This is a genomic window from uncultured Cohaesibacter sp. (genome assembly GCF_963556055.3).
GTDB lineage: Bacteria > Pseudomonadota > Alphaproteobacteria > Rhizobiales > Cohaesibacteraceae > Cohaesibacter.
The window spans coordinates 83,337-105,859 of record NZ_CAUVYE020000024.1 but is presented as its reverse complement, the minus strand read 5'-3'; the positions used below and the strand labels follow the sequence as shown (position 1 = coordinate 105,859).

Below are 22,523 nucleotides of genomic sequence, written 5' to 3'. Positions count from 1 at the left end.
TCCAATTTGTTGTACGTGAGTTCTGAAGCCCTGCCTTGGAGACTTGAGCATGCCCTTACATGGACATTTTGATGTTGTAGGAGGGATTTCCGGCGATATGACGCTGGGCGCCTTCATTGATGCGCTGCCTCATCTTGAACAGTCGCTTCGCGATGATCTTTCTGCTTTCGGTGTGCTTGACCATGTGACCTTGACGATCCGCAAGGAACGAGTCATGGGACTTCATGTTACGCGCATTGATGTAGATGTTGTTTCAGATGCTCCGCCAACTCATCACTGGCATGACATCAGGGCCTTCATCAACCAGGCCGATGCCAACCCCAAGGTCAAGATGCTTGCCATCGACATCTTCACCCATCTCGCCGAAGCAGAGGCTCAATGTCATGGCGTGCCGGTTGATCATGTGCATTTCCACGAAATCGCGGACTGGGATTCATTGGCTGACATCATCGGGGTCGCCAGCTGTGTCATTCACTCCGGCATCGAGAGCTGGAGCTGTAGTGCCCTACCGCCTGGCAGCGGTCGGGTGAAAACAGCGCACGGCTTGCTGCCAGTTCCAGCGCCTGCGACTGTCCTTCTACTCAGAGGGTTTGAATTGTCAAATGACGACGAGGCTGGAGAGCGCATCACACCAACCGGAGCCGCCGTGCTGAAGACGCTTGTTTCCACACCCAAAGCCGCCGCTCCGTCGGGCTGGCTAAACGAAATTGGCATTTCGGCTGGTGCGAGAAGTCTTGCACAAAAACCGAACATCCTGCGCCTGTTTGTGAGCGAAGTCGCCATCGACAAGCGCGGCGACACCGTGACGCGCCTGTCCTTTGATATTGATGACATGACCGCAGAGGAACTCTCCGTGGCTCTGGACCAGATCAGGGAGGCACCGTTTGTCCTTGATGCCGGCTATCATGTCGGCTTCGGCAAGAAGGGGCGCATGCGGTTCTGCATTGAGGTGCTGGGTATCGCCGGACATGAAAGCAACCTCATTGACCTTTGCTTTGCCGAGACCTCGACCATTGGTCTCAGGATCGACGATTGCCACCGTCGTGTTCTCGAACGTCTCGATGCGCCTGAGAATGTCAAGCGTGTAAGGCGTCCCAATGGCGTGACCGCCAAGATTGAAAGTGACAGTCTGGCCGCAACCAAGACCCTCAAAGACCGACGCACCCACAGCCGGAACACAGAGCAACAGAATGAATCCTGAACTCAGTCGCCTTTCTGCTTCCCTTGATACCCTGCCTAAGCTCGCATTTGCGGTGAGCGGTGGGGTAGACAGCATGACGCTGGCCCATGCTGCCCGGTTTCTGGCAATCGACTTTGCCGTTGTTCATGCTATCTCGCCAGCAGTCCCCTCCTCGGCAACAGAGCGTGTCAAGCGCCATGCCGATGCTGGAGGATGGAATTTGACTATCATCGACGCAGGTGAATTCAGAGATGAGAACTATCTCAAAAACCCCGTCAATCGATGCTATTTCTGTAAGTCAAACCTCTATGGCCGTATTCGCGAAATCATCAAGGACGGAATGATTGCCTCGGGCACAAATCTTGATGATCTCGGGGATTATCGCCCCGGCCTCAAGGCGGCCAGCGAGATCGGGGTTGTTCACCCCTTTGTTGAGGCCCGACTGCGTAAGCAGGATGTGCGATCAATCGCGCGTTTTCTCAAGCTTGATGACATCGCCGAACTCCCAGCCCTGCCCTGCCTTGCCAGCCGCATCGAAACCGGCATCGGCATCAACGCCAGTGATCTCATTTTCGTCGACAAAGTGGAACGTCTTGTACGCAGCGCCATACCTGATGCCGATGTGCGATGCCGGATCACCCACGATGGCGTCCAGTTACAAAGCTCCGTATCGGTCGCAACGGATCTGGTTGAAGAAATCGCCGCTCAGTGTGAAGCTGAAGAGCGTATCTGGCTTGGCGTTTCTAGCTATAAAAGAGGCAGTGCTTTCAAACATGACCACAAAGAATGATGATCCCTCTGTTCGGTTTGACTGGGTGCGTAACGACAGAACCGGTGTGCCCGAGGTGGTCTTTTGTGAAAACAAGACGGTTGAGCAACTCTCGTCCATCATCGCCATGGCTAAGAAGCAGGCTTATCCCCTTTTGCTGACGCGACTTGATGCAGAGAAGGCGGCTCAGCTGGCCTTGGCGGACCTTGACTTCGAGCCTCTGTCACGGACAGGCCTAGTGGGCGGACCGGCAAAGGTGCGCTTTCAGGGCCCTGTTCTGGCGATCGTCGGAGCCGGAACCTCTGACCTGCCGGTCATGATGGAAGCCAAACGCAGCGCGGAATATCTCGGCATTGAAACGACACTTTTTACCGACGTTGGGGTGGCCGGACTGTGGCGCCTGCTCGATGCCATGCCAAAGATCAGCAGATATTCAGTCATCATCGCGGTCGCCGGGATGGAAGGGGCGCTTTTTTCAGTCTTGGCGGGACTGGTGTCAGCCCCCGTGATTGCAGTCCCCACATCGGTAGGTTACGGAGTGGCAGCTGGTGGAAAAGCGGCCTTGAGTTCTGCTCTTAGTGCCTGTGCTCCGGGCGTTATGGCGGTCAACATCGACAATGGCTTTGGCGCGGCAGCAGCGGCTGCAAAAATCCTCGCTCTGACCCGATCAGAAGACCTGACGCAATGAAAAAGGCAGCTCCCTGAACTGCCCTTTTCTCTCAGTTTTGTCTCTCTACGACTTTACCGATCAGATTTGAACCAACTCATAATCGGCATTGCCCATGCCGAGTGCCTTCATGTGCTTGAGCTGATGCAGACCCTGACGGCTCTCAATGCGCTCAACGATATCGTGTCGGTCTTCTTCCGGCATATTGTAGACAAGATCCACGGATGCCTGATCGATGGCCAGAATGTCGGTTGAGGCAAGAATACCGATATCGCGGCACGTTGGTGCGACACCGTGGGCATCACAGTCGCAGTCAACCGAGATGTTCTTCAATACGTTGATATAGGTGATGTTGTCGCCGAAATGGTCCGCAATTCCTTTGCCCGCTTCGACCATCCGTTCCAGGAACAAAGGCCCGCGCACCCAATCATCGCCATGGATCATGCGTTTGCCGACCAGACCGGACGCGCAGCCGATAGCGATATTTTTAAGCGAACCGCCAAAACCGCCCATCGCATGCCCCTTGAAGTGGGTGTAGACCAGCAAGGAATCATAATTAAGCAGGTTCTTGCCGACTGCAACCTCGGCATAGTGCTCGCCTTCGGTCAATTTCACGGCTCCAGAACCACTTCCCTGAGCGTCTATGATCTCCTGCATGCCAGCAATCGGCAGCATGGCGTCGCCGTTTTCGTCCATGATGTCAACTGCACAGAAGTCGAAGCCGTTGGTCTTGATCACCTCACGATGGGTGTCCGCATGTTGGCGAGGACTAGGATACAGCACATTGCACTCGACGATATTACTGTTGGGAATTTCGGCTTGCAAACCTTTGATAAACTCTATCGGTAGCAGGTTCGGCCCATTGGGCTCACCGGTATGAAGCTTGATGCCGATCTTGCCGGTCATGCCTTGATTGACCTTGGCATAAAGCGCCAGAAGACCTTCATAACTCAGATCCTTGGAGAAAAAGACCTTTGATCTGTCTGCCGGAGATGCCGCTTGTGATGAGCCACTCCCGACAGAGCTCAGAAGTGCCGCTCCAGCCACCGCAGCTCCGGACTTCAAAAAACTGCGCCGTTCAATCTTCTTTACCATGGTCTGTCTCCACTTTGTTCAGAGGAATGCCATGTGTGCCGACCTCCCAACTTAACACAAGGAGGATGCAAATCCGCCAACAGCAGGCATTTGATCAAGTTTACCAAGCAGAGCCGATCAGACTAGGCAGTGAAAAGACATAAACTCTATGCCCTGATTTCATAAATGTTTGTAATATAGTCGTTATTACTTATATAAACGGCTGGATAAGCCCAAAAGATCCAGCCGTCTTTGCTTGATTTCTCAACCCGTTTCTATACCCGCAAGAGAGCCTTGATGGCACGACGTTCGTCCATGGCTTTATAGCCTTCGGCAACATCTGCAATCGGGATCTGCAGATCAAAGACCTTGCCCGGCTCGATCTTGCGATCAATCACCAGCTGCATCAGATCCGGCAGGAAGCGACGAACCGGTGCCGGTCCTCCCATCAGGCCAACCTGTGCGAAGAACAGGTCCTGACCATCGATCTTGACGCCATGAGGCACACCAACGAAGCCAACGGTAGACCCGGGGCGTGCGCAAGCAATGGCCTGCTTCATGGATTGCTCGGTCCCGACGCACTCCAGCACGGAGTCCGCGCCGATCTTTGCGGTGAGTTCCCGGATTTTGGCAACACCTGCATCACCGCGCTCGGCAACGATGTCGGTTGCACCGAATTCAAGAGCGAGATCCTGCCGGGATTTGTGGCGGCTCATGGCGATGATGCGTTCAGCGCCCATCTGTTTGGCGGACAAGACACCCATCAGACCAACGGCACCATCGCCGACCACGACAACCGTCGAGCCGGGCTGAACGCGTGCTGCATCAGCTGCATACCAACCAGTGCCGAGCACGTCAGATGCGGCAAGAAGATGCGGGATAAGGTCTTCGGATGGCTGTCCGGCGGTCTTGACCAGAGTGCCATCAGCCAACGCCACGCGCGCCATTGGAGCCTGTGCGCCAGTCATGAATTCGCGCTGTTCGCAGGACGAATGGAAACCATGGCCGCAGTGCGGGCAAGTGTTGTCGGACAGGCAGAAAGATCCCACAACAAAGTCACCCGGCTTGACTGTGGTAACAGAGTCGCCAACCGCTTCGACGACACCGCAATATTCATGCCCCATGGCCATTGGGGCGGTCACATCATTCAGGCCACGATAAGGCCAGAGATCGGACCCGCAAACACAGGTGGCTGCAAGTCGGATAATGGCATCCGTGGGATGAACTATCTGAGGTTCGGGAACCTCTTCATAACGGACATCTCCCGGACCATAGAGCATTGTTCCCAGCATAGGCTGTCTCCTTATAGAACGAGCGGATCACTGCGATCCATCCGATTCAAATGGCTTTTTGATTTTATTGTAAAGGGGTCAGTATATAGGTAGAATCCCAAGGATAAAGCGCCTTAAACCGCAAGGACCTATCTTCAGCATTCATGAATACTGAACTGTAAAGCGACTACGCATCTGGCCCGTAGAAGAAATTGGCTGTTGCTCCACCATCGATAAGGAAGTCACTGCCGGTGATGAAACCGGCTTCGGGGCCCATGATGTGAGCAGCCAGAGCCGCCACTTCATCGGGGGTTCCGGCCCGACCGGCGGGCATTTTCTTCAACATCGTTTGGTAGAAGTCAGCGCGTTCGCCATAAAGCTCGTCATGAGCCAGAGGCGTGACGATGATGCCCGGACTGATGGCATTCACCCGTGCGTTCCGTTTTGCCCAGTTGATCGCCTCGCCTCTTACCCTTAGAGAATTGCAGCGTTTGGACATTTGATAGGCGTGCAGTGTGTCCTTGACGCCCTTGACGAAATCAAGTTTCAGAAGGTCTTCAGCCGGAGCCGTCGCCAAAAGAGCATCCTGTTCCGTGGTCAATGCTGGCATGCGATAACCCGACTGGGAAGAGATCACGACACCAGCCCCTCCCGGCGCAATCACCTTACCGAATTCTTCAAGCAGGATTGCCGTGCCAAATAGATCAACTTTGAGAATTTGCTCAATGGGCGCTTGCGATGGAGAAACGCCAGCCGCCTGAACCAAAGCCTTGATCGGTCCCAGGTCCTGCGCTTTTGCCACAACAGCCTGAACCGCTGCTCGGTCCGAGATGTCGGCCTCCATGGCCGTCACATCATACCCCGCAAACTCAAGCACTTTTGCCGCTTCCTGAGCGGATTCTTGAGTATGGTTTGCGATCAAAATCTGGCGGTCGTTACTGATACGACGCGCAATAGCTTGGCCGATGCCTCCGGCACCGACAACTACGGTTACGTCTTTCATGTCGATAGTCCTTGTTTTTAGCCTGTTCGGATTTTCAAGTGGAAGCTAAAAACCCTCTGTGTTTAGTTGAACCAATATGTGGGGTCATCCATAGTGAGAAATTGTGAAGGCAACCAGGAGGTCCTGCATGCAAATCAACTTACACGAAGCAAAAGCCAAACTTTCGGCCCTTGTCGAAAAATGCCGCTCGGGTGAAGAGGTGATCATTGCAAAGGCGGGCAAGCCGCTTGCTCGACTTGTCAAATACGAAGCCGATCCCTCTCCCCGTAAATTGGGCCTCTACAAAAATGCCGGTTTAGCAATGGGCAAAGGTATCCATGATGGTGACGCCGAAATCGCGACCATGTTCGGGATGGAAGATTGATGAAACGATTGCTTCTAGAAACACCCGCACCTTCATTTGGGCTCTGACGGGTGACCTTGAGCTGGGAACATTTGCAAAATCACTCCTGGTCGATGCTGGAAACGAAATTTATGTTAGTGCGGCGAGTGTCTGGGAGGCTGGTATCAAATCGGCATTGGGGAAATGGTCGATTCCCCATGATCTTGACGAAGCGATAGATGCCTTCGGCGCCAAACCGCTCTCAATCCAGAGAGGCATATTCTTCATCAGAAACTGGCTCCAGCCATTCGTTGGAGGTGTTCTCGCCTGGCACTTCAACAGCGAGGTGGGCGAACCAGCTGTCTTTCGCTGCACCGTGCCAATGTTTGACACCCGCAGGGATTTTGACCACATCGCCGGCTTTCAAAGCTTGTGCAGGCTTACCAGCTTCCTGATACCAGCCCTTGCCGGAGGTACACAAAAGGATCTGCCCGCCGCCCTTATCGGCCTTATGAATGTGCCAATTGTTGCGGCAGCTCGGTTCGAAGGTGACATTACCGATGAACACCCCTTCTCTGGACAGGATATTCAAATAGCTCTGTCCTAAAAAATACTGCGCATAGGCTGTGTTTTCAGGCCCGCGTTCAAAGATACCATCAGAGTTATTTTCGTTAGACATTTTCTTTTACTCCATTGAGGTTTAAGCTGAATTGGCAATTCAACGCTTGCGATCAACCCGAACCAAAGCCGATATGCCAGACTGGCAGCTATGATCCATATCCTTTTGATATAATCTGGTTCGCAGGCCACATTGTTGGGATTTGAGGAACATCTCTCCGCGTTGACCGCACCGTCTACAGTCAATTTATGCCTTTGATGAGAAATGATAAGACGATAAAACAAGCTTGCTTTTATGCGACGCATTCATCAATCGCATCGATCAGTAAGGATGGCCTTCCGCAGCCCTAAGCTGATGCTGACACTCCAGCTTTACGCCGTCCCTTGCCTGCAGATCCCCGCCGCTTGCTTTTGCCCTGCAACTTGATGTTTCCATAGTGACCGATGGCAGCATAGAGCGTGATGATGGCTCCGTAGTTGGCCAAGAACCGCAGCCAATCAGCATCAAAATCCCAATAGCTGAAGGTGAAGTAGAGGATGAGTTTGTTACCGAGATTCGTTTCGAGCGAGGCCAGGATCCCATGGGCCGCTCCCAACATGGTCAGGCCTCTCAACGCCCATGTTCTGAGGCGGCTTCTTGAGGTGATGTTTAGCAACACCCTCGCCGCCACCATGATCATGAACCAGTGCATGCCGAGGTGGATGCCGACAATAACCAGCATCCAGTAGGCCGAAAGCGTGTGGATCTGGCGTGCCAGAAAATCGCCATCAAGCCGAAGAAACCAGAAAAGATCACGCGAGATCATGAGGCTCGTGACCAGCAGTGCGACGCAGGCAACAACAAGGCTGAGGTTGATCAGGGTCGTCACCAGACGACGCCGGTTCTGGGTGGCTTTCGGCACGGAAGCAAACCAGCGCCGGTTGAATGTTATATGGGCGATCAACAGAAGGAAGAAGACCGTGCCAAGGATCTCGTGCACCAGAGAGCCGAACCATTCAAAGGCAAGAGCCAGAACGAACAGTCCGGTCGCGATGAAATCGAGAGCAAGGCGGAAGAACAATTGCCTGTTCACCGCGCAGCCTCCGGCTCAACCTGCTCGATGCGCCAGAGCGAAGACGATCCCAGAGTTTTAAAATCGGTTAGGTCAGACGTGATCCTGCCCATGATGATCAGATCATTGAGGGAATTCCCGTCCGGGGTGTCATAAAAGACGGCAAAGGAACCACCCGGCACCCAGTAGGTCACGTCACCCTTTTCAAAGTGATCGACCATCGACCCTTCGGTTGACAGGGTCTCTGATAGCTTGCCGTAATATTCCCGGTCACCATATTCCGTCATGGAAAGCTCCATGGGCAATTTGGACAGAAAATCTCGCGCAGTCGCGTTGTCGAAAAGGTCTGCCGTAATGCGCGTCTCGCCTGCACTGATGACGATGGCCGCCAGAGCCTGCTGGTTGGACTTGTCTCGGGTCATTGCAGCTTGTCCCTCATTGCTTGAAGCAGCATTTGCCGGATCGTTGATGGCTGCCAGAAAGGCCATGGCAAAGCCGAAAAACACCGGTTTGGCGTTGATCATCATGACTATCCCGCCAGTTCCAGTTCACTGACCCAATCCCGCACAGCTTCCTGCGCATCAGCAGACGCCGTTCTAATCGAGCCATCGCTCGCGCCGCGTAGGGAAAAACCCTGCAGAAGTGTGGCCTGAGGGCATAGGGCCTCGATGTCTTCTATGCTGCGGCCAAGTCGGCTGCCTTCATGGGTGCAGAAAGGAACGATCGACTTGCCTGCAAAGTCATAGCTCTCCAGAAAGGAAAAGAAGGCCATCGGCATGGTTGCCCACCAGTTGGGATAGCCGATAAACACCACGTCATAATCCGCCATATTCTCGACCTGTGCTGTTAGCTGCGGGCGGAAATTCTCCTGCTGCTCCCGTTTGGCCTGATCGGTGGTAGCGCGATATTCTGCCGGATAGGAATGGGCCGTCTTCAGCTCGAAGATGTCCGCACCGGTGAGCTGCTTGATCTGTTCTGCGACGGTGCGCGTGTTGCCGGTTCGTGAATAATAGGCGACAAGAATTTTGCTCCCCTGGCCGGCCTGCTGGGCGCGCGCATTCTCCATAAGGAAGGGGATCGAAAGGCCGATGGAGGCTGCAGCTTTCAGGAAGCTGCGTCTGCTGCTCATCGCGGTAATATCTGTGCTGGCTTTGCGGGTCATTGTTGTTTCCTTTCCCGTCATCTGACAGTGAGAGCAAAGATCCGGCTCATCACAGGAGAGCCGGATCCGTTTGCCTTTGCTACAGTCCGGTCATGGCTTCGGTTGCTTCGGTGTAACGCCCGCCCTGCACCATTTCTGCGGCAAGATTGATGCGGTCCAGATCTTCCTCTGAGAGCGCCACTTCGATCGCGGCCAGATTTTCCTTAAGGCGGTGCAGTTTCGTCGTGCCGGGGATCGGAACGATCCATGGTTTGCGCGAAAGGACCCAGGCAAGGGCGATCTGAGCCGGTGTTGCCCCCTTCTCGTTGCCGATTTCAGTCAGCAAATCGACGACAACCCTGTTATTCTTCATTGCTTCTGGCTGATAACGAGGCAGAGCCTTGCGGAAGTCGCCATCCCTGATTTCGGCGGCGTCCTTGATCGCTCCGGTCAGAAAGCCCTTGCCGAGCGGGCTATAGGCGACCCAACCGATGCCCAGCTCTTCCACCACGGGCATAATATTTTGCTCGTGCTGGCGGGTCCAAAGGGAATATTCGCTTTGCAGCGCGGCTACCGGCTGGACGGCATGGGCGCGTCGGATGGTTTGCGGGCCAGCCTCGGACAGTCCGAAATGGCGTACCTTGCCTTCGGCTATCAAGTCCCTGACGGTTCCGGCCACATCCTCGACGGGGACGGAGGGGTCCACGCGGTGCTGGTAGAAAAGATCGATGACATCGGTACGCAGGCGTTTCAGTGACCCTTCACATGCCTTGCGGATATCGTCTGGCCGACTGGTCAGGCCGTTCCAACTGCCGTCTTCGCCTATCTCGAAACCGAATTTGGTGGCAAGAACAACCTTGTCCCGGATCGGCTCCAGCGCTTCGCCCACGAGCAATTCGTTGGTATAGGGCCCGTAGATTTCGGCGGTATCGAAAAAGGTAACGCCGAGATCGTGGGCTTGATGGATCAGCTTGACCATGTCCTTGACCGGCGGGATTTCTCCATAGGAGAAGCTCATTCCCATGCATCCGAGGCCAATGGCGGACACTTCCAATCCATGGTTCCCAAGTTTACGCTGTTTCATCATCAAACCCTTTCGGTCAAATTGACCTGCTTCATTGTCGATGATGAGAGTCTAATTGCTGCGGATTGATTTGATTAGGAGGAGATTTCGGCAAGAGTTTATATCTCCGCTTCATGAAAGCAGACAAAATCGGTCCAATTTTCGCCCTGATTGGTGAATGTCAGATATAAGGGCTATTACTTATTGCTCTCTAATCGCCATTGGCCCCGATGACCATCTTTAAAGCTGCGCCGCAAGAATGCGCATCAAGACCCAATAGATTGACATCACCAAGAGGGACCATTCATGGCACTCAATTTCATCAAGCCAATCTTCGGCCTTGCGCTTCTGGCGCTGAGTTTTACCAACAGTCCGGCATTTGCCGAAGCCAACCGCGTTACGCTGCCTGACATCAGCCAGTTGGAGCATTTCTCCACCGTCAGACGTGGCGAAATCACCGAGCATATGATGACCACCCGCGAGGCGATCGGTGCCGTCAAGCGTGGTGAGCCGATGCCCGATGGCACCCATGTCGTGTTGGTCGATTATCGCAGTGGCGAAATCTATCGCTACTTCGTCATGCAAAAAGGCGGGGATTGGGGCCAGGATTATGCTGAAGCTGATCGAACAGGAGATTGGCAATTCCAGTGGTTCTGGGGCAATGGCCAAATCAACATGGACGAAAACACCCAAAGATGCCGCTCCTGCCATGCTTCGCAGGCCGACAACCGCTATATGTTCACTTATGATGATTTGCTAGATTTCGAATGAGATTGCACATGAATCATAAGACGGCAAGGCTCTTCGTCGATAGCGCCGCCGCTGCCCTTTTTCTGTTATCGATGGCCTATTACTGGCTTGGTAATTTGGCTCATGAGGCTTTCGGAGCCAGCTTCTTCGCCGTATTGATCTGGCACAACTGGCGCAATTGGCGTTGGTATCTTGCTTTGACGAAAGGCAGATACAATGCGCGGCGGATTGTATCGCTTCTGCTGAATTCGTCAGTTCTGATCGCAATGACAGTTCTGGTCATCACCAGTTTTTCGATTTCCCGCTCACTGTTCGAGTTTCTCTCATTGCCGAGCGCATATTGGGTCAAAGAATGGCATTGGTTTTCAGCATGGTGGGCAATTATCGCAGTTGGTGCTCATATCGGCATACAGTGGCCCAAATTGCGGGCCCTACTCAGGCTAAGACCCACGCCTTGGCTCTGGCTGTGCACGCTGTTCGTTCTTCCGTTCGCACAGGATAGCTCAAAAGAACTCGGTCTGTTCTCGCGTCTTTCTTTGCAATACAGTCTCGACTTCTGGGATTTCAGCCAGGCAGTGATGCCCTATTTCCTTTATCTTGCCTGTGTTATTGGCTCTATAGCCATAATATCGCACGGGACCATGGTATTCGTGGAGAGGTTAAACATGTGGCGCAAACTATCGGGGACATGAAACAGCCGACGGCTCTGATCTTGTAATATACTGAAGGCTTCTCAATGCAGCTTCCTTGCAGCTGTCTTATTGCATTCTGGTTACCCGTTGGGTTCCAACCACTCTCCCGAGAAGTCAAACACGAAGCTTTGAGAGTTTGTTTACCGCGTACATTTTTAGGACATCCTGTTCGCATGTTAAATGCGGAATCGCATCGCTAATCACCACTTTGCTTTTATTGCTGGTTTTTGATGGGAAGCAACAGCGATCGTCTTTGATTGCGAAGCTGTTCTAGAACATTGCGCGTTTGAGCACTTTGCCGATGCAAACTATCTGCCGGTCAATTCCAAGGCTGCAGGTGAAAGGCGGCTTCCTGGAAGGAGCAAGGAGTCTGCGGCTTCGCTCAATTCAACCCATATTTTAGGGTCAAGGTCCAGGATCGTTGCTCCGATATTTTCTTGTAAACGGTGACGCTTCGTAGTTCCAGGTATGGGAACAATCCAGTCCTTCTGAGCCAAGAGCCAACCGATTGCGATTTGTGCTGGCGTTGCATTCGCTTCGTTTGCAATTTTTCGAACGAGCTCAACAAGTTCCAGATTTTGCGCCCTGTTCTCCTTACTGAACCGAGGCACTGAATTGCGATAATCATGTTCTTCAAATGAGGTCTGGGCTGTGATCGAACCTGTCAGGAACCCTGCACCCAGTGGGCTGAAAGGAACAAAGCCTATACCCAGTTCTTCGCAAAGTGGCAGAATTTCTTCATCTGGGGCTTGCCACCAAAGTGAGTACTCACTTTGCAGAGCGGTAACAGGCGTTTCTGCATGAGCTTTTCGAATGCTGGAAACGCCTGCCTCCGAAAGGCCAAAATGCAAGACCTTCCCCTCTTCAATCAACTCTCCGATCGTGCCTGCAACGTCCTCCATTGGAACTTTAGGATCCACGCGATGTTGATACAGCAAGTCAATTCAATCGGTTTGCAGTCGCTTCAATGACCGGTCCACTGCAGGACGAATGTGTTTCGGGTCGCTATTCACTCCGGCTCGCCGTTCGCCGGCTATGGCATCGAAATCAAAGCCGATCTTGGTTGCGACAACCACTTCATCTCGAAATGGGGCCAGCGCCTTCCCAACAATCTCTTCATTGACGAATGGCCCATAGGCCTCCGCCGTATCAAAAAGGGTAACCCCGTCTTCATAGGCGTCCCGAAGAAAGTTGATTGCGTCCTGTTCTTCAAGAGCGGTATCGTAAACCTGAGTGATGCCCATGCACCCAAGGCCAATTTCTGACACCTCAAGCCCATTTTCTCCCAATATTCTGGTTTTCATTCATCAAAACTCCCGCATAGACTGCGTTTTTGTTGGTATCTATGAAGCTATAATTTTATCCTTTGACTTAGTTCTTTTATCGGTTGCAGATTAGGGGGGCATTTTCGCTTACATTAATCTTGAATCTCAATGAATGAAGACTTCTTTGTCGCGATAACGAAAAGGCCTCTCACGACCTCCATGCCTTGCTGCCCAGAAGCGGCAAAAGCACTCGCGCCACAGCTGAACCGTGATCCGTCACAGACTTCTCGCTTTGCAACACACGTTGATCCTCGGAGGTGTGATGCCTTCAGCATTCCAGCCTTGGCCATAACAGCTGTCACGGTTGACACAGAACGCCACCATGAACACGCACAGCTCAAATCGAACCAGCATTGGCATGCCAGGTCACGAATGCCGCCTCAGTTGCGGTGTGAATCTCATTCCTGACACTTTGGTCATTTCCCGCAATTCATCGACGAAAACGTCTATTGGATAATTGCGCAAACCTTTACGGACCCTGCCGACCAACATCATGATGTGAGGGTAAATGCCTGTGTCACGCCCGTGATGGTTGCACTGGCAGTGTTGACGGGAACAAAAAACGCAATCCGGAGTACCGAACGAAAACACATCCATTGAGCAGAAGCCGCATTGTGTGATCATTGTGTCGACATTTTGCGCGAGAACCATGATGCGCGTAGTCGACGTGTCAATGTGAGCTCAGATTGTGAGCTACCAAAACGGCCTGATGGTCAACACCGAGAGGTTCGTATTTTCCCCAGAGATGGCTCTTGATTGGCATGAAGACAGAATCGGACCTGCCACGCGAATAGCCGCAAGGCACCTTCACCACAGTATTTCACGACAATCACAAGGCATCTGATCGAGCGGAGACGCATGACCCTGATATTGCCCGCTTCAAAGGATGAGAGGGCAAGACCGGTGCCACAGGATCCATTCAATCGGCAACAAGGCAATTATCGCCTCAAAAGCAGGCCGGGGCCAAAGAGCGCGGCCAATTCGATGACAAAAGCCAGTAGATAGGGCAGTCGCATTTTATGATCATCACCATAAAGATGCATATTTTCGAAGGCATGCACCAGACCTGCGATCATTTCCGGTGGTCTTTCTACCTGCTTTGACATTTGGTCGAGCTGATCTTGGGCGTCTTTTGCCTGTAATTCCTTCGCTTCGGCGTCCTTTTGCAGCTTTCTGGCTTTGGGGCCGCACCCTCCATGCGCGCACTCTTCGTCTGCCTCCGCCTGCAAAGCAATCGCTCTTTGGCGAAACTCCCTTGCATCAACCACCAGCCTCTCGATTGTCTCCTGTTTTTTATCGATCCGGATATTGATCAGTTGCCCCTGCGCAAATGACGCGGACAACATCGAGCTCGAGCACAAAAATGACACCGACGCCAGCGTAAAACCAATCGTGAAGTAAAGCGTAGCCTCACGACGCAGGCGCCTTGAGAGGACATGCATGCCTTTGGCCATAAACAAGGGGCGACCTAGATCCAGAGCCGCCATGATTGTCACCATGGTCCATTGGAAGAACGGATCAGCACCCGCCACCTCCCAGGCAAACCGCACATTGATTGCGATCTGAGCTCCCCAGATTAAAAGACACACAGCGACGGAAAAGCCCAAGACAAGTGTCTTCAGGAACTCGGGTCTTTCCGTCTTGATGCCAGTGGCTTTTTGCCACTTTCCCTTTTTGGCTCCAGCCCTGATCTTACCGTCCCGCTTGCATTGTTGCAAAACGCGTTGATGCACTTTTTCATCATCGGCACCTCTTTGTCCTGCAGTCGTAAGAGCTGAGACGAACTCCGCTGTGTCGAATGTGTCTGCCAGCTGCAAAAGTGCGTCATCGACATGTCGCGTCAGCACCGACACATCATTGTATTTCCCGAAAATCTCATTCTGATCGCTCATATTGATCCTGTTCCTCGGCACATACCGATCATTGGTTTTTCGCAATGAGGCCAAAGGAACGATTGGTTCAGATCACAATCCTTGTCCAAGAGCCTTGAACGGGACTTAGGGCGGATTTCAGCGAACCAGAAAAAGTGATCGCATTTTCTTGCAAGAGAGGACGTGTCGATTACGTCGAGCTCATCAATCTGCCCGCGGTTGCTTGGCCTTGCGGGCGATTTCAAGGGCAAGATCCAGTCGCTTCTGCTTTTCTTCAAGCTTTTCGATCTCAGCAAGGATCCTTTCAAAATGGGGCAATACCCATTCTTCGCCATCTGAAATCAACACGGCTGCCTTGTCACGAGCGGCATACAGGCGTGCCAGATAAATCGCCGTTTCGCTTTTGGGCTGGCTTTTTGCTGCTTTATGGAGATCGGCAGATCCGCATTTGGGATCCATGTCGCAGGATAACGTCATGTCAGACCATCCATGCGAAGCATCTGCAGGACAGCATTGGACAGCATCCATGGGTGGCAATGAGCATGCCTGCCATGGATTGGCACTCTCTCGAACTCAATTGTTGAGCATTGCGGTACCATAACGCCGGGATCCGATCTCCGATCGCGGGATTGCGATCACGGCCAGCGATCACACACCGGCCCACATCAAGGAACTACGGCGATTGCGATACAAACCCAAACGGACCCGTGCTTTTTTCGGTCGCAAGGAGAAAATGGGGAAAAGAACCGCAGAATTCAGCGATTTCCGGTAAAGGAGTGCGGAACAGATATTATGGATGATCCCGTCCCGCTCATCCAACAACTGAAACTGTAACAATGTAAATCACAGATCAATCCGCCCAGACATGACCTGATTGGCTGCCGGATGTCGAAAAGACCGGAAAAAAGCGAACAGGTTCTGTTGGATGTCGTTACACTGGCGAAAGTAGGGCGGATTACGACGAGGCCCAAACGAATGTGCCAAATTTATTGAATTTTTTGCCACCTTTATAGATGGCCGTTGGAAACAATACATAACACTCCCAATTGTCTTGGCCGACTCCGTCGCCAATATACGCATATTTACCTAAAAATATGACCGAATAAGCGTTTTTCGTCCGTCCTTGATCGTCCTATTTGCTTTCAGGGAGCGATCGCCTGCTGCTTTTTGCAGAGGCATCCTCCTGTCTTGTGAAACCAATGATGGAGATTGTGATGATAAAATCGATCATCAAAACCGAACAATTCCGAAATGAACCCAACTTTGCTGAGTTGGTGTCCGATATCGCACGGATCAAGTCTGACTGGCTTGCTCCTAATGCCTTTGATGGCCTCGAAGACACCTCACGCGATTTTTTGCTGATAATGCTCGAAACTGGCTGCAGAGCAGGAGATCTCACAGGCCTTGCCCCCTGCGACATCGTCCTTGACGATCCAATCCCTCATATATGCATTGGGGATAGCATCCGGTCGAAAAATCCAGATAGCCAACGCAAGGTGCCCTTGGTCGGCCTGTCGTTGGCCGCAGCAAATAGACATCCTGATGGCTTTCCAGATTGTCGGGGCTATCACACACTTGCAAAGCTGCGTCGTTTTTTTGATCGCAAAAATCTTAATCCGGGCAGCGCCCCGCTCTTGGCTTTTTTGCGTGCGCAATATTACTACAGGTTCATGTGCGGATGTCACGCCGGCATTCCAATCGTAGAAGAGATGATGGGTTGGCGACGTGTATATGTATTAAACAAACCAACGTCACTGGCTGAGAGGCAACGCCTGGCAACCCTTATCATGTATCCCGTGCCTCCGCATCTTGCATAAACAACCAGCCCGGCGATTGCTTCACTGTCGCCGGGCCAAACTGTTTGCCCCTGCTGCTATCATCTCACATACTTCCGGCAATAGATTTCATAAACAAATACAATAACTTGTAAAATAATTACTAAAATGTTGCATTTTTATTTTGGTTTCTCGGAAAATTTTTCCAGTTCCCTTTATATGACAAAATGCAAAGACAGTTACATCAACCGCAAAGACCTGATCGCCTTTTTCGGTGTGCCGGCACGGAGCCTCAAAGAAGTCCTACAGGACGCAGGCATCGTGTTGCGCGCCAACGGCACCCGCTGGTCCGTCGTCTTTGAGGCCCTCGGACTTGCTGCCGACCAGTCTGCAAAACATTGGGAAGAGTTGACAAAGCCTCTCTTGACAGCAAGTCAGGTGGCCCAAGATATGGGTAGGACAGATCCATCGATCATCTATCGCTGGGCCAATCCTTCCTCACCCAATTATAGTCCAGACTTTCCCGCGCCAATCGATCTTTCGTTTGGAAAGCGCCCTAACGCGCGGAATCGGAAACGTTGGCGTAGAGCTGATGTGATTGCCTGGCAGAGCAACAAGCCCCAACCGAAATATCGACACCTGTCCAAATCAGGTGTCGTGCCATCCCCATCACAGGTTCCATCTGCTGACCCTGCACCAACGACTGCTGTCGGCATCTTCTCGTTGCCACAAGTAATCGATGGAGATGCGCAATGAATACATCGGACACAGCAAAATTCGCATTTTCGACCGGACGACCGGGACTCGCCCGGGATACATATACCCACCGATTATCGGGTCCGGAAAATTCAGTGGTGTGTGTGTCCTGCATGCACTTAAGCGACCGGAAGTGCATTTGAACGACCACACTCAAACCAAAGAAAGGTTAGCAAATTGAATAACTTATTCGACCCCCCGCCACCAATACCGGCATCTGAGGTGCATCAACCCAAACCCAAAACATTTGAGGATCTGCTCGCTCATGTCGAGAAGCGAACAGACCTCAGCGACGACAGCAGGAAGCGTTATGTATCTTCGATCAAACGGGTTGGCGACATTCTGAACGAGCCCTTGGCAAACATTCTTGCCTCATTGGATCTTATCAAGACCAATTTCCCGATTGACGGGTATGATCCAAACTGGTGCACCACCGACAACGCCTACCAGCTGCTTCGCCGCCGTACCCTGGCATCTCTTAAAGAATTCCTGGGCGTCGATAAAGCCCTTGAAGAGGCACGGGCCCAGCAAGATGGGTGGTATCATTTACTTGATGCGCTTGATTGCAACGCACCGGATATCCCGGATCTGGATCCTTATCGCAAAACCAATTTTGTTGCGGTAAGAAACCTTGCCGATTTCATGCGATCTGTAGATATCCAACCACAGGACATCACCAACGACATCGCCAACAGCAATTATCTTGACTGCCCGACGCACATACGGGATTCCTATCGCCGCGCCGTGGCGTTTCTTGACAAGCTCCGCGAATATGATTTTGCTCGCCCCCATCTGCCACCGGAAAGCATCGGCTTTTCGGCCATCCGCTTGCGTCAGAATCAGGAGCCGATCCCGCTAGATTGGCAGGAAGACTTTGATGCGATCTATGCGATCTTGGCTGACAAGGATTTCGATCCTGTATCAAAGACCTATGCCAATCGCAGCCCCGAAACGCAAACCCTCTTCAACTCGACGATGAACTCCATCACGCGCACGTACCTCGATGCGCATCCCGAAACTGACATCAGTCAACCTTGGGATCTTATTTTCGTCCGCGGCGATGTGATTACTGAGGTCCGGAATCTGATGGTCGCCCGCTGTCAGTTGCCAGACCGGGATGTCCGCAAACTAAAACCTCGGACCGTTCGGAAATATCTGTCCAAATACAAACGGGTCCTCCATGCCCTTGACGCTGACCCGACAGCCCTTGCGGCGCTGACACAAGCACTCAAAAACAATTCGTTCCTGGATGAGGGCAAGAAAGCAGAAGAAGAAATGGCCGAAGCCAATAAGCAGTTTTGTTCAAAATTGTTTGAATCCACCCCCCTCACAAAGCGCTTCTTTAACTCGCCTTTTGCCTTTCGGGATGCAGCCATGGAAATGGAATCCGTAGCCAGTGCACAAGGGCGTGCATTGACGAAGATGGAACTGGTGAAATACCGCTGGATCGGCACCTGTGCCGCCTTTTGCGCCATCGAAATCGGCGGAGCACCAATCCGCTGCGAAAATGCCATGGGCCTGACTCTGCATGGCACTGATGCGCATATCATGATGCCCAAGAGCAAGAAGGATCCCATCAAGCTTAGGATCCCGCCAGGCAACGTCAAAAACAAAAAGGAAATCAAGGTTGAGATACACCCAGGCAAACAAGACTATCTGGGAGTCTTGAACTGGTATCTTGAAACCATCAGGCCCTTGTATCAGCACGCGGCCAACAACCCATATTTCTTTCCAGCCCCGGAAAGTGCCACAAAGCCGATGAATGAGAGCTATTTTAGCGCACGTTATTCGACTTACACGCGCACGGTCCTCAACTTGCCCATGACACCTCAACAAATGCGCCATGGGCAGGCCTCACTCTTGCTTCGGGCACATCCCGACAAGATCGTGGTCATTGCTACGCGCCTCGGCGATACGGTCAATACGGTTTTAACCTATTACGCATGGATCGAGGGAGTGGAACAGGTGCAAGACGGCCAAGAACTGATTGCGGAGATGATCGATGAATAATGGTAACAAGAAAGACAAATTGAACACAGAAGCAGCGAACACCCCATCCGATGACGAGTTGCTCGCTCCTTATGAGACAATGCCAACATTCGGTCAGTTGGACGATGGACACAAAAAGCGATTGGCCAAGTTTTTGCGTTACACTCATCTACACGGCATAACCGCTCCAACCAAACAGGACTTTTTAGATTATTCGGCAAAGCACGAGCCGCCGAATACCCTGTTTGCCTTAAGATCGACGTTCAACATCCTGTTTCCGGGTCATCCGGTTGTCGGTCCAGCCCTGCAGGCAGCGATTACCGAAAAGACGATTGCATATGACAAGGCCCACAGGAAACCGCGAAAAAAGGCAAAAAGAAAGCCAGCAAAGTTTCGAAGCCCTGTCTCGGAATGGCCCGTCCCTTGGCAGCAAATCTGGGAACAGTTGCGAAATGGCCATCGCCCTTCTGGCGGCAAAGCATTTTCAGCAAGCCTGCTGGAAAATATGCAAGATGTCATCAGCGAGTATGTCTGGACCCTCAAAACAGCAGGCGTTCCGGTCGTCATCGATGCCGCAGGTGTGCGCATTCTTGAACAGACGAAAAAAGATCGGGCTCCGTCTGCAGAAGAAGCCACCTATCAAAATCAGAGGTGCCGTGCCCGTACCTTGCAAACCGCAACAATGCGATTACGCCAGTTTGGAAAAGAGCTGGGTGTCAGCCCTCAGATTCTGGCCGACTTAAACAAGCATATCAACAAACTCGAAAGCGATGCAGCCGCAGAAAGTCCCCTGAAATTCGGCCGCTATGAACGAGTGCCATCTTACAAGGATATCTACCGACTTGCTTGCCAACTCCTCAAGGACAGCACAACTGCCACACATCGAAAGACAAAGAACAAGTTGCGCAATCAGGCAGCAGTCATCGCACTTTGGCTCTTTATACCACTGCGTCTGACCGATGGGTTATTGCTGTGGGGTGACGACATCACCTATGACGCAGAAACAGGCCTATATAAAATCAATGTAGCCACCAACAAAACGGGCCAAGCGATCAGGGTGCCACTGCATCAAAAACTCAATAAATTCTTCGATACCCTGATATTTAGTGAGGTTAATCCCAATGTCGGCAATGGGTGGCTCAATCAAGAAAGACAGAGGCTGATCACAGCAAAAGCCCCGGTGTTTCATGATCATTTGGGCAAAATGTATGTCAAAAAGCGGCCCTCCAAGGTTTGGGTTGAGCATTTCGGAACCGGCGCTCACATCGCACGGACCATGGCACATACCGAACTTGGCAAACGTGGCGCAAAAGGCGTTGCCATGGCAATGGCGCTCTGTGGCCAACGTGACGTCAAAACCAGACTGGCCTATCAGGCTGATGCCTTGCGCGATACTCTCTTCAAGGAATCCCAGTCCCTGATGGACCAATTGGTGGCAGATACCTTGTCATTACCGGACGAGGATGAAGACACCGAAACCGACAAATAGATCGTTTGTCCATCTCCAAGCCGATCATCTCTCGTGAGACAAAACACCCCTTTCCTGACGTGAAAGGGGTGTTTTTTGTTAGAAAGAAAACAGTTCTGATTGGCGCGACAGCCGGGATGTCGCCGCGCCGATCTGAACCTTCAAACCTTTCAGAAGAGCAAAAGGCGTCTGTTTTCACTTTTAGAAGGAAGTCATAAACATGACCCATGCCATCAATCCATCCCCCGACAATTGGCTCAAGGATCTCAAACCCGGAGATATCGTCCAGTTTCCAGCCTACCCACCGGAAACTCCAATCCTCCACAACGCCTTCGTCGTGATCGAAATCGCACAATTCGATTCTGAAACCCTGCTGCTGATGGGCATCGGTCGTGATGTCGATCCGACATCATCAAACGCCTCAGAAATACAGATCACCGAAAAAGCGGATCTGCAAATGGCAGGCCTTTCACAACCAATCACCTTCTCGGTCAATTTCACCCGAACGGTTCTCATCCCTCATGATGATTCCAGGCTGCCTTCAATTGCCTCGCCCGTGATCGGCAGGCTACCAAACAAGGGACTTCATCGCATGCAATATATTCGAAGCCCTCAACGCATTGAGGCCGATCGCCTTCTGCTTCACGAGGCTCGTCATCAGTTGACACATCCAGGAGAAAGAGGCCCAAAAGCTCTGATATCGGAGAATGATCTCGAGCGGCAACAGGCTGCATGGGATGCCATCTCTGCCCGGTGATCCGAAGACCACCTTCTGGCTCGCTGCCAATGGTGAGCCAGACATCAGGTGAAGGAAGAGTTGGAAACAATGCGCAATAGAGGGATTCGAGATCGATCACGGCAGCCTTGATGACGCCGCGCACGATCCGATCCCCCAAAACAAAGGAAGAGGAAAAGACAGGCGTCAAACAAGCCTCTAACGTAAGGACGCAAAAAGCCCATGCTCATCAAGGCCAAACAAGATCATCACATCGCCCACCCCCGGCAAGACTGGAAAGACAAACTCAAATGGGGCGATGTCATTCTCTTCCCCTTCCCGATCGCTGAGAAACGAAAGCAAAACGCTCCTGAACCACGCCCTTGTCTCATCCATGATATCCGCAACATCGGCGGGATGCGCTTTGTCACCCTTGTCTGCGGATCAAGGCTCGAGAACAAATCCAGCTCATCCCTTCAAACAGACATCACCAACCCGATTGCTATGGCCGCAGCCGGCCTCAACTCACCAACGGTCTTTGACAGCAATGTCCGAATTACCGTTTCCCTCGACCATAACGGATTCAAGAAATGCAGATCAGCCTCCCCTGTCATCGGGCGTCTGATCGGTCCTGACAGATTGCGTTTCAGTGCCATCCGCGCTCGTGTTCAGGCCAATATCGACATGGCGGCAGTCTGCTATTTCGAGAAGGGCCGAAAGGACCGCTCCCCCCAAAAGCCGACACTGCCATCGATCAGCCTTACCAAAACAGCAACAGCGGAACTTGATGAGCCCCTCATCTTAGCTCCTGGATCGGTTGAGAATTCGCCTTCCTGCATAGACAGGAAACACCGACGCTTCAGTTTCGCTTCTACCGATATTGTTTCCGCATCTCAAAACACTCATCGAAATCGAGCCTGAGGATCACGCATCGGTCACGGCGTCAAACTGTCGCCGTGACTGAGACAACAACAGCTTGCACCAACATTGTTCACCCATTGAATGGCCTGCCGTGTTCTACC

General features: G+C 52.2%; 22 protein-coding genes and 1 pseudogene. 12 read left to right on the top strand and 11 right to left on the bottom strand.

What is annotated here, in order from left to right; all coding sequences use genetic code 11:
• Positions 1-49: 49 nt before the first annotated feature.
• From ACHZB8_RS16815 to larB, 3 genes are read left to right on the top strand one after another with little or no spacing between them, the layout of a single operon-like run.
• A complete protein-coding gene (locus ACHZB8_RS16815) occupies positions 50-1,201 on the top strand; it encodes a LarC family nickel insertion protein (protein WP_316862011.1) in 1,152 nt (383 codons plus the stop codon).
• A complete protein-coding gene (locus ACHZB8_RS16810; protein ID WP_316862009.1) occupies positions 1,191-1,970 on the top strand; it encodes an adenine nucleotide alpha hydrolase in 780 nt (259 codons plus the stop codon). Before ACHZB8_RS16815 ends, ACHZB8_RS16810 begins: the two co-directional genes overlap by 11 nt.
• Positions 1,954-2,637 carry a nickel pincer cofactor biosynthesis protein LarB gene (larB, locus tag ACHZB8_RS16805; protein ID WP_316862007.1) on the top strand — a complete coding sequence of 228 codons (684 nt, stop codon included), beginning with the start codon at positions 1,954-1,956 and terminating at the stop codon, positions 2,635-2,637. Before ACHZB8_RS16810 ends, larB begins: the two co-directional genes overlap by 17 nt.
• 60 nt (positions 2,638-2,697) lie before the next feature.
• Here the strand turns inward: larB and ACHZB8_RS16800 are convergent, their stop codons facing one another.
• The 3 genes from ACHZB8_RS16800 to ACHZB8_RS16790 form a co-directional block, all read right to left on the bottom strand.
• Positions 2,698-3,711 (bottom strand): DUF362 domain-containing protein, encoded by a 1,014-nt coding sequence (locus ACHZB8_RS16800; RefSeq protein WP_316862006.1) that lies wholly within the window; start codon positions 3,709-3,711, stop codon positions 2,698-2,700.
• A gap of 254 nt (positions 3,712-3,965) precedes the next feature.
• Positions 3,966-4,982 (bottom strand): zinc-dependent alcohol dehydrogenase family protein, encoded by a 1,017-nt coding sequence (locus ACHZB8_RS16795; protein ID WP_316862005.1) that lies wholly within the window; start codon positions 4,980-4,982, stop codon positions 3,966-3,968.
• Between the two features lie 166 nt (positions 4,983-5,148).
• Positions 5,149-5,964 (bottom strand): SDR family oxidoreductase, encoded by an 816-nt coding sequence (locus ACHZB8_RS16790; protein ID WP_316862004.1) that lies wholly within the window; start codon positions 5,962-5,964, stop codon positions 5,149-5,151.
• Positions 5,965-6,091: 127 nt separating this feature from the next.
• On the opposite strand from ACHZB8_RS16790, the gene ACHZB8_RS16785 reads away from it, so the two are divergent.
• Positions 6,092-6,328 carry a type II toxin-antitoxin system prevent-host-death family antitoxin gene (locus ACHZB8_RS16785; protein WP_316862003.1) on the top strand — a complete coding sequence of 79 codons (237 nt, stop codon included), beginning with the start codon at positions 6,092-6,094 and terminating at the stop codon, positions 6,326-6,328.
• 220 nt (positions 6,329-6,548) lie between these two features.
• On the opposite strand, the gene ACHZB8_RS16780 is transcribed toward ACHZB8_RS16785, so the two are convergent.
• The 5 genes from ACHZB8_RS16780 to ACHZB8_RS16760 all read right to left on the bottom strand — a co-directional run bounded on the left by ACHZB8_RS16780 (position 6,549) and on the right by ACHZB8_RS16760 (position 10,181).
• Positions 6,549-6,965 (bottom strand): cupin domain-containing protein, encoded by a 417-nt coding sequence (locus tag ACHZB8_RS16780; protein WP_316862002.1) that lies wholly within the window; start codon positions 6,963-6,965, stop codon positions 6,549-6,551.
• 286 nt (positions 6,966-7,251) lie between these two features.
• Positions 7,252-7,977 carry a DUF4405 domain-containing protein gene (locus tag ACHZB8_RS16775; RefSeq protein ID WP_316862001.1) on the bottom strand — a complete coding sequence of 242 codons (726 nt, stop codon included), beginning with the start codon at positions 7,975-7,977 and terminating at the stop codon, positions 7,252-7,254.
• On the bottom strand, positions 7,974-8,483 hold the full coding sequence (locus tag ACHZB8_RS16770; protein ID WP_316862000.1) for a cyclophilin-like fold protein: 510 nt from the start codon (positions 8,481-8,483) through the stop codon (positions 7,974-7,976). Before ACHZB8_RS16770 ends, ACHZB8_RS16775 begins: the two co-directional genes overlap by 4 nt.
• Positions 8,484-8,485: 2 nt before the next feature.
• On the bottom strand, positions 8,486-9,118 hold the full coding sequence (locus tag ACHZB8_RS16765) for a flavodoxin (RefSeq protein WP_316861999.1): 633 nt from the start codon (positions 9,116-9,118) through the stop codon (positions 8,486-8,488).
• Between the two features lie 79 nt (positions 9,119-9,197).
• The gene (locus tag ACHZB8_RS16760; RefSeq protein ID WP_316861998.1) at positions 9,198-10,181 is read right to left on the bottom strand and encodes an aldo/keto reductase; all 984 of its coding nucleotides are present in this window, start codon (positions 10,179-10,181) and stop codon (positions 9,198-9,200) included.
• Between the two features lie 285 nt (positions 10,182-10,466).
• Between ACHZB8_RS16760 and ACHZB8_RS16755 the strand changes: the two genes are divergently transcribed.
• Complete coding sequence (locus ACHZB8_RS16755; protein WP_316861997.1) at positions 10,467-10,931, top strand: cytochrome P460 family protein; 465 nt, start codon at positions 10,467-10,469, stop codon at positions 10,929-10,931.
• Positions 10,932-10,939: 8 nt separating this feature from the next.
• On the top strand, positions 10,940-11,602 hold the full coding sequence (locus ACHZB8_RS16750) for a DUF4405 domain-containing protein (protein WP_316861995.1): 663 nt from the start codon (positions 10,940-10,942) through the stop codon (positions 11,600-11,602).
• A 308-nt stretch (positions 11,603-11,910) separates the two neighbouring features.
• Here ACHZB8_RS16750 and ACHZB8_RS16745 read toward each other — a convergent pair.
• From ACHZB8_RS16745 to ACHZB8_RS16735, 3 genes and pseudogenes are all read right to left on the bottom strand, one after another.
• Positions 11,911-12,906, bottom strand: a pseudogene (locus ACHZB8_RS16745) (aldo/keto reductase).
• A 959-nt stretch (positions 12,907-13,865) separates the two neighbouring features.
• Positions 13,866-14,819: a hypothetical protein gene (locus ACHZB8_RS16740; RefSeq protein WP_316861994.1), complete on the bottom strand. Its 954-nt coding sequence runs from the start codon at positions 14,817-14,819 to the stop codon at positions 13,866-13,868.
• Positions 14,820-15,002: 183 nt separating this feature from the next.
• Positions 15,003-15,275 (bottom strand): hypothetical protein, encoded by a 273-nt coding sequence (locus ACHZB8_RS16735; protein ID WP_316861992.1) that lies wholly within the window; start codon positions 15,273-15,275, stop codon positions 15,003-15,005.
• Between the two features lie 737 nt (positions 15,276-16,012).
• Between ACHZB8_RS16735 and ACHZB8_RS16730 the strand changes: the two genes are divergently transcribed.
• The 6 genes from ACHZB8_RS16730 (at position 16,013) to ACHZB8_RS16705 (ending at position 22,422) form a co-directional block, all read left to right on the top strand.
• On the top strand, positions 16,013-16,615 hold the full coding sequence (locus ACHZB8_RS16730) for a hypothetical protein (RefSeq protein WP_316861991.1): 603 nt from the start codon (positions 16,013-16,015) through the stop codon (positions 16,613-16,615).
• 177 nt (positions 16,616-16,792) lie between these two features.
• Positions 16,793-17,329 carry a hypothetical protein gene (locus ACHZB8_RS16725; protein WP_316861989.1) on the top strand — a complete coding sequence of 179 codons (537 nt, stop codon included), beginning with the start codon at positions 16,793-16,795 and terminating at the stop codon, positions 17,327-17,329.
• Between the two features lie 222 nt (positions 17,330-17,551).
• Positions 17,552-19,339 carry a hypothetical protein gene (locus tag ACHZB8_RS16720; RefSeq protein ID WP_316861988.1) on the top strand — a complete coding sequence of 596 codons (1,788 nt, stop codon included), beginning with the start codon at positions 17,552-17,554 and terminating at the stop codon, positions 19,337-19,339.
• Positions 19,332-20,807 carry a hypothetical protein gene (locus ACHZB8_RS16715; RefSeq protein ID WP_316861987.1) on the top strand — a complete coding sequence of 492 codons (1,476 nt, stop codon included), beginning with the start codon at positions 19,332-19,334 and terminating at the stop codon, positions 20,805-20,807. The genes ACHZB8_RS16720 and ACHZB8_RS16715 overlap by 8 nt, the downstream gene beginning before the upstream one ends.
• Before the next feature lie 199 nt (positions 20,808-21,006).
• Positions 21,007-21,543, top strand: coding sequence for a hypothetical protein (locus ACHZB8_RS16710; protein ID WP_316861986.1), 537 nt, complete (start codon positions 21,007-21,009; stop codon positions 21,541-21,543).
• Positions 21,544-21,744: 201 nt separating this feature from the next.
• On the top strand, positions 21,745-22,422 hold the full coding sequence (locus ACHZB8_RS16705) for a hypothetical protein (protein ID WP_316861984.1): 678 nt from the start codon (positions 21,745-21,747) through the stop codon (positions 22,420-22,422).
• The last annotated feature ends 101 nt before the right edge of the window (positions 22,423-22,523 follow it).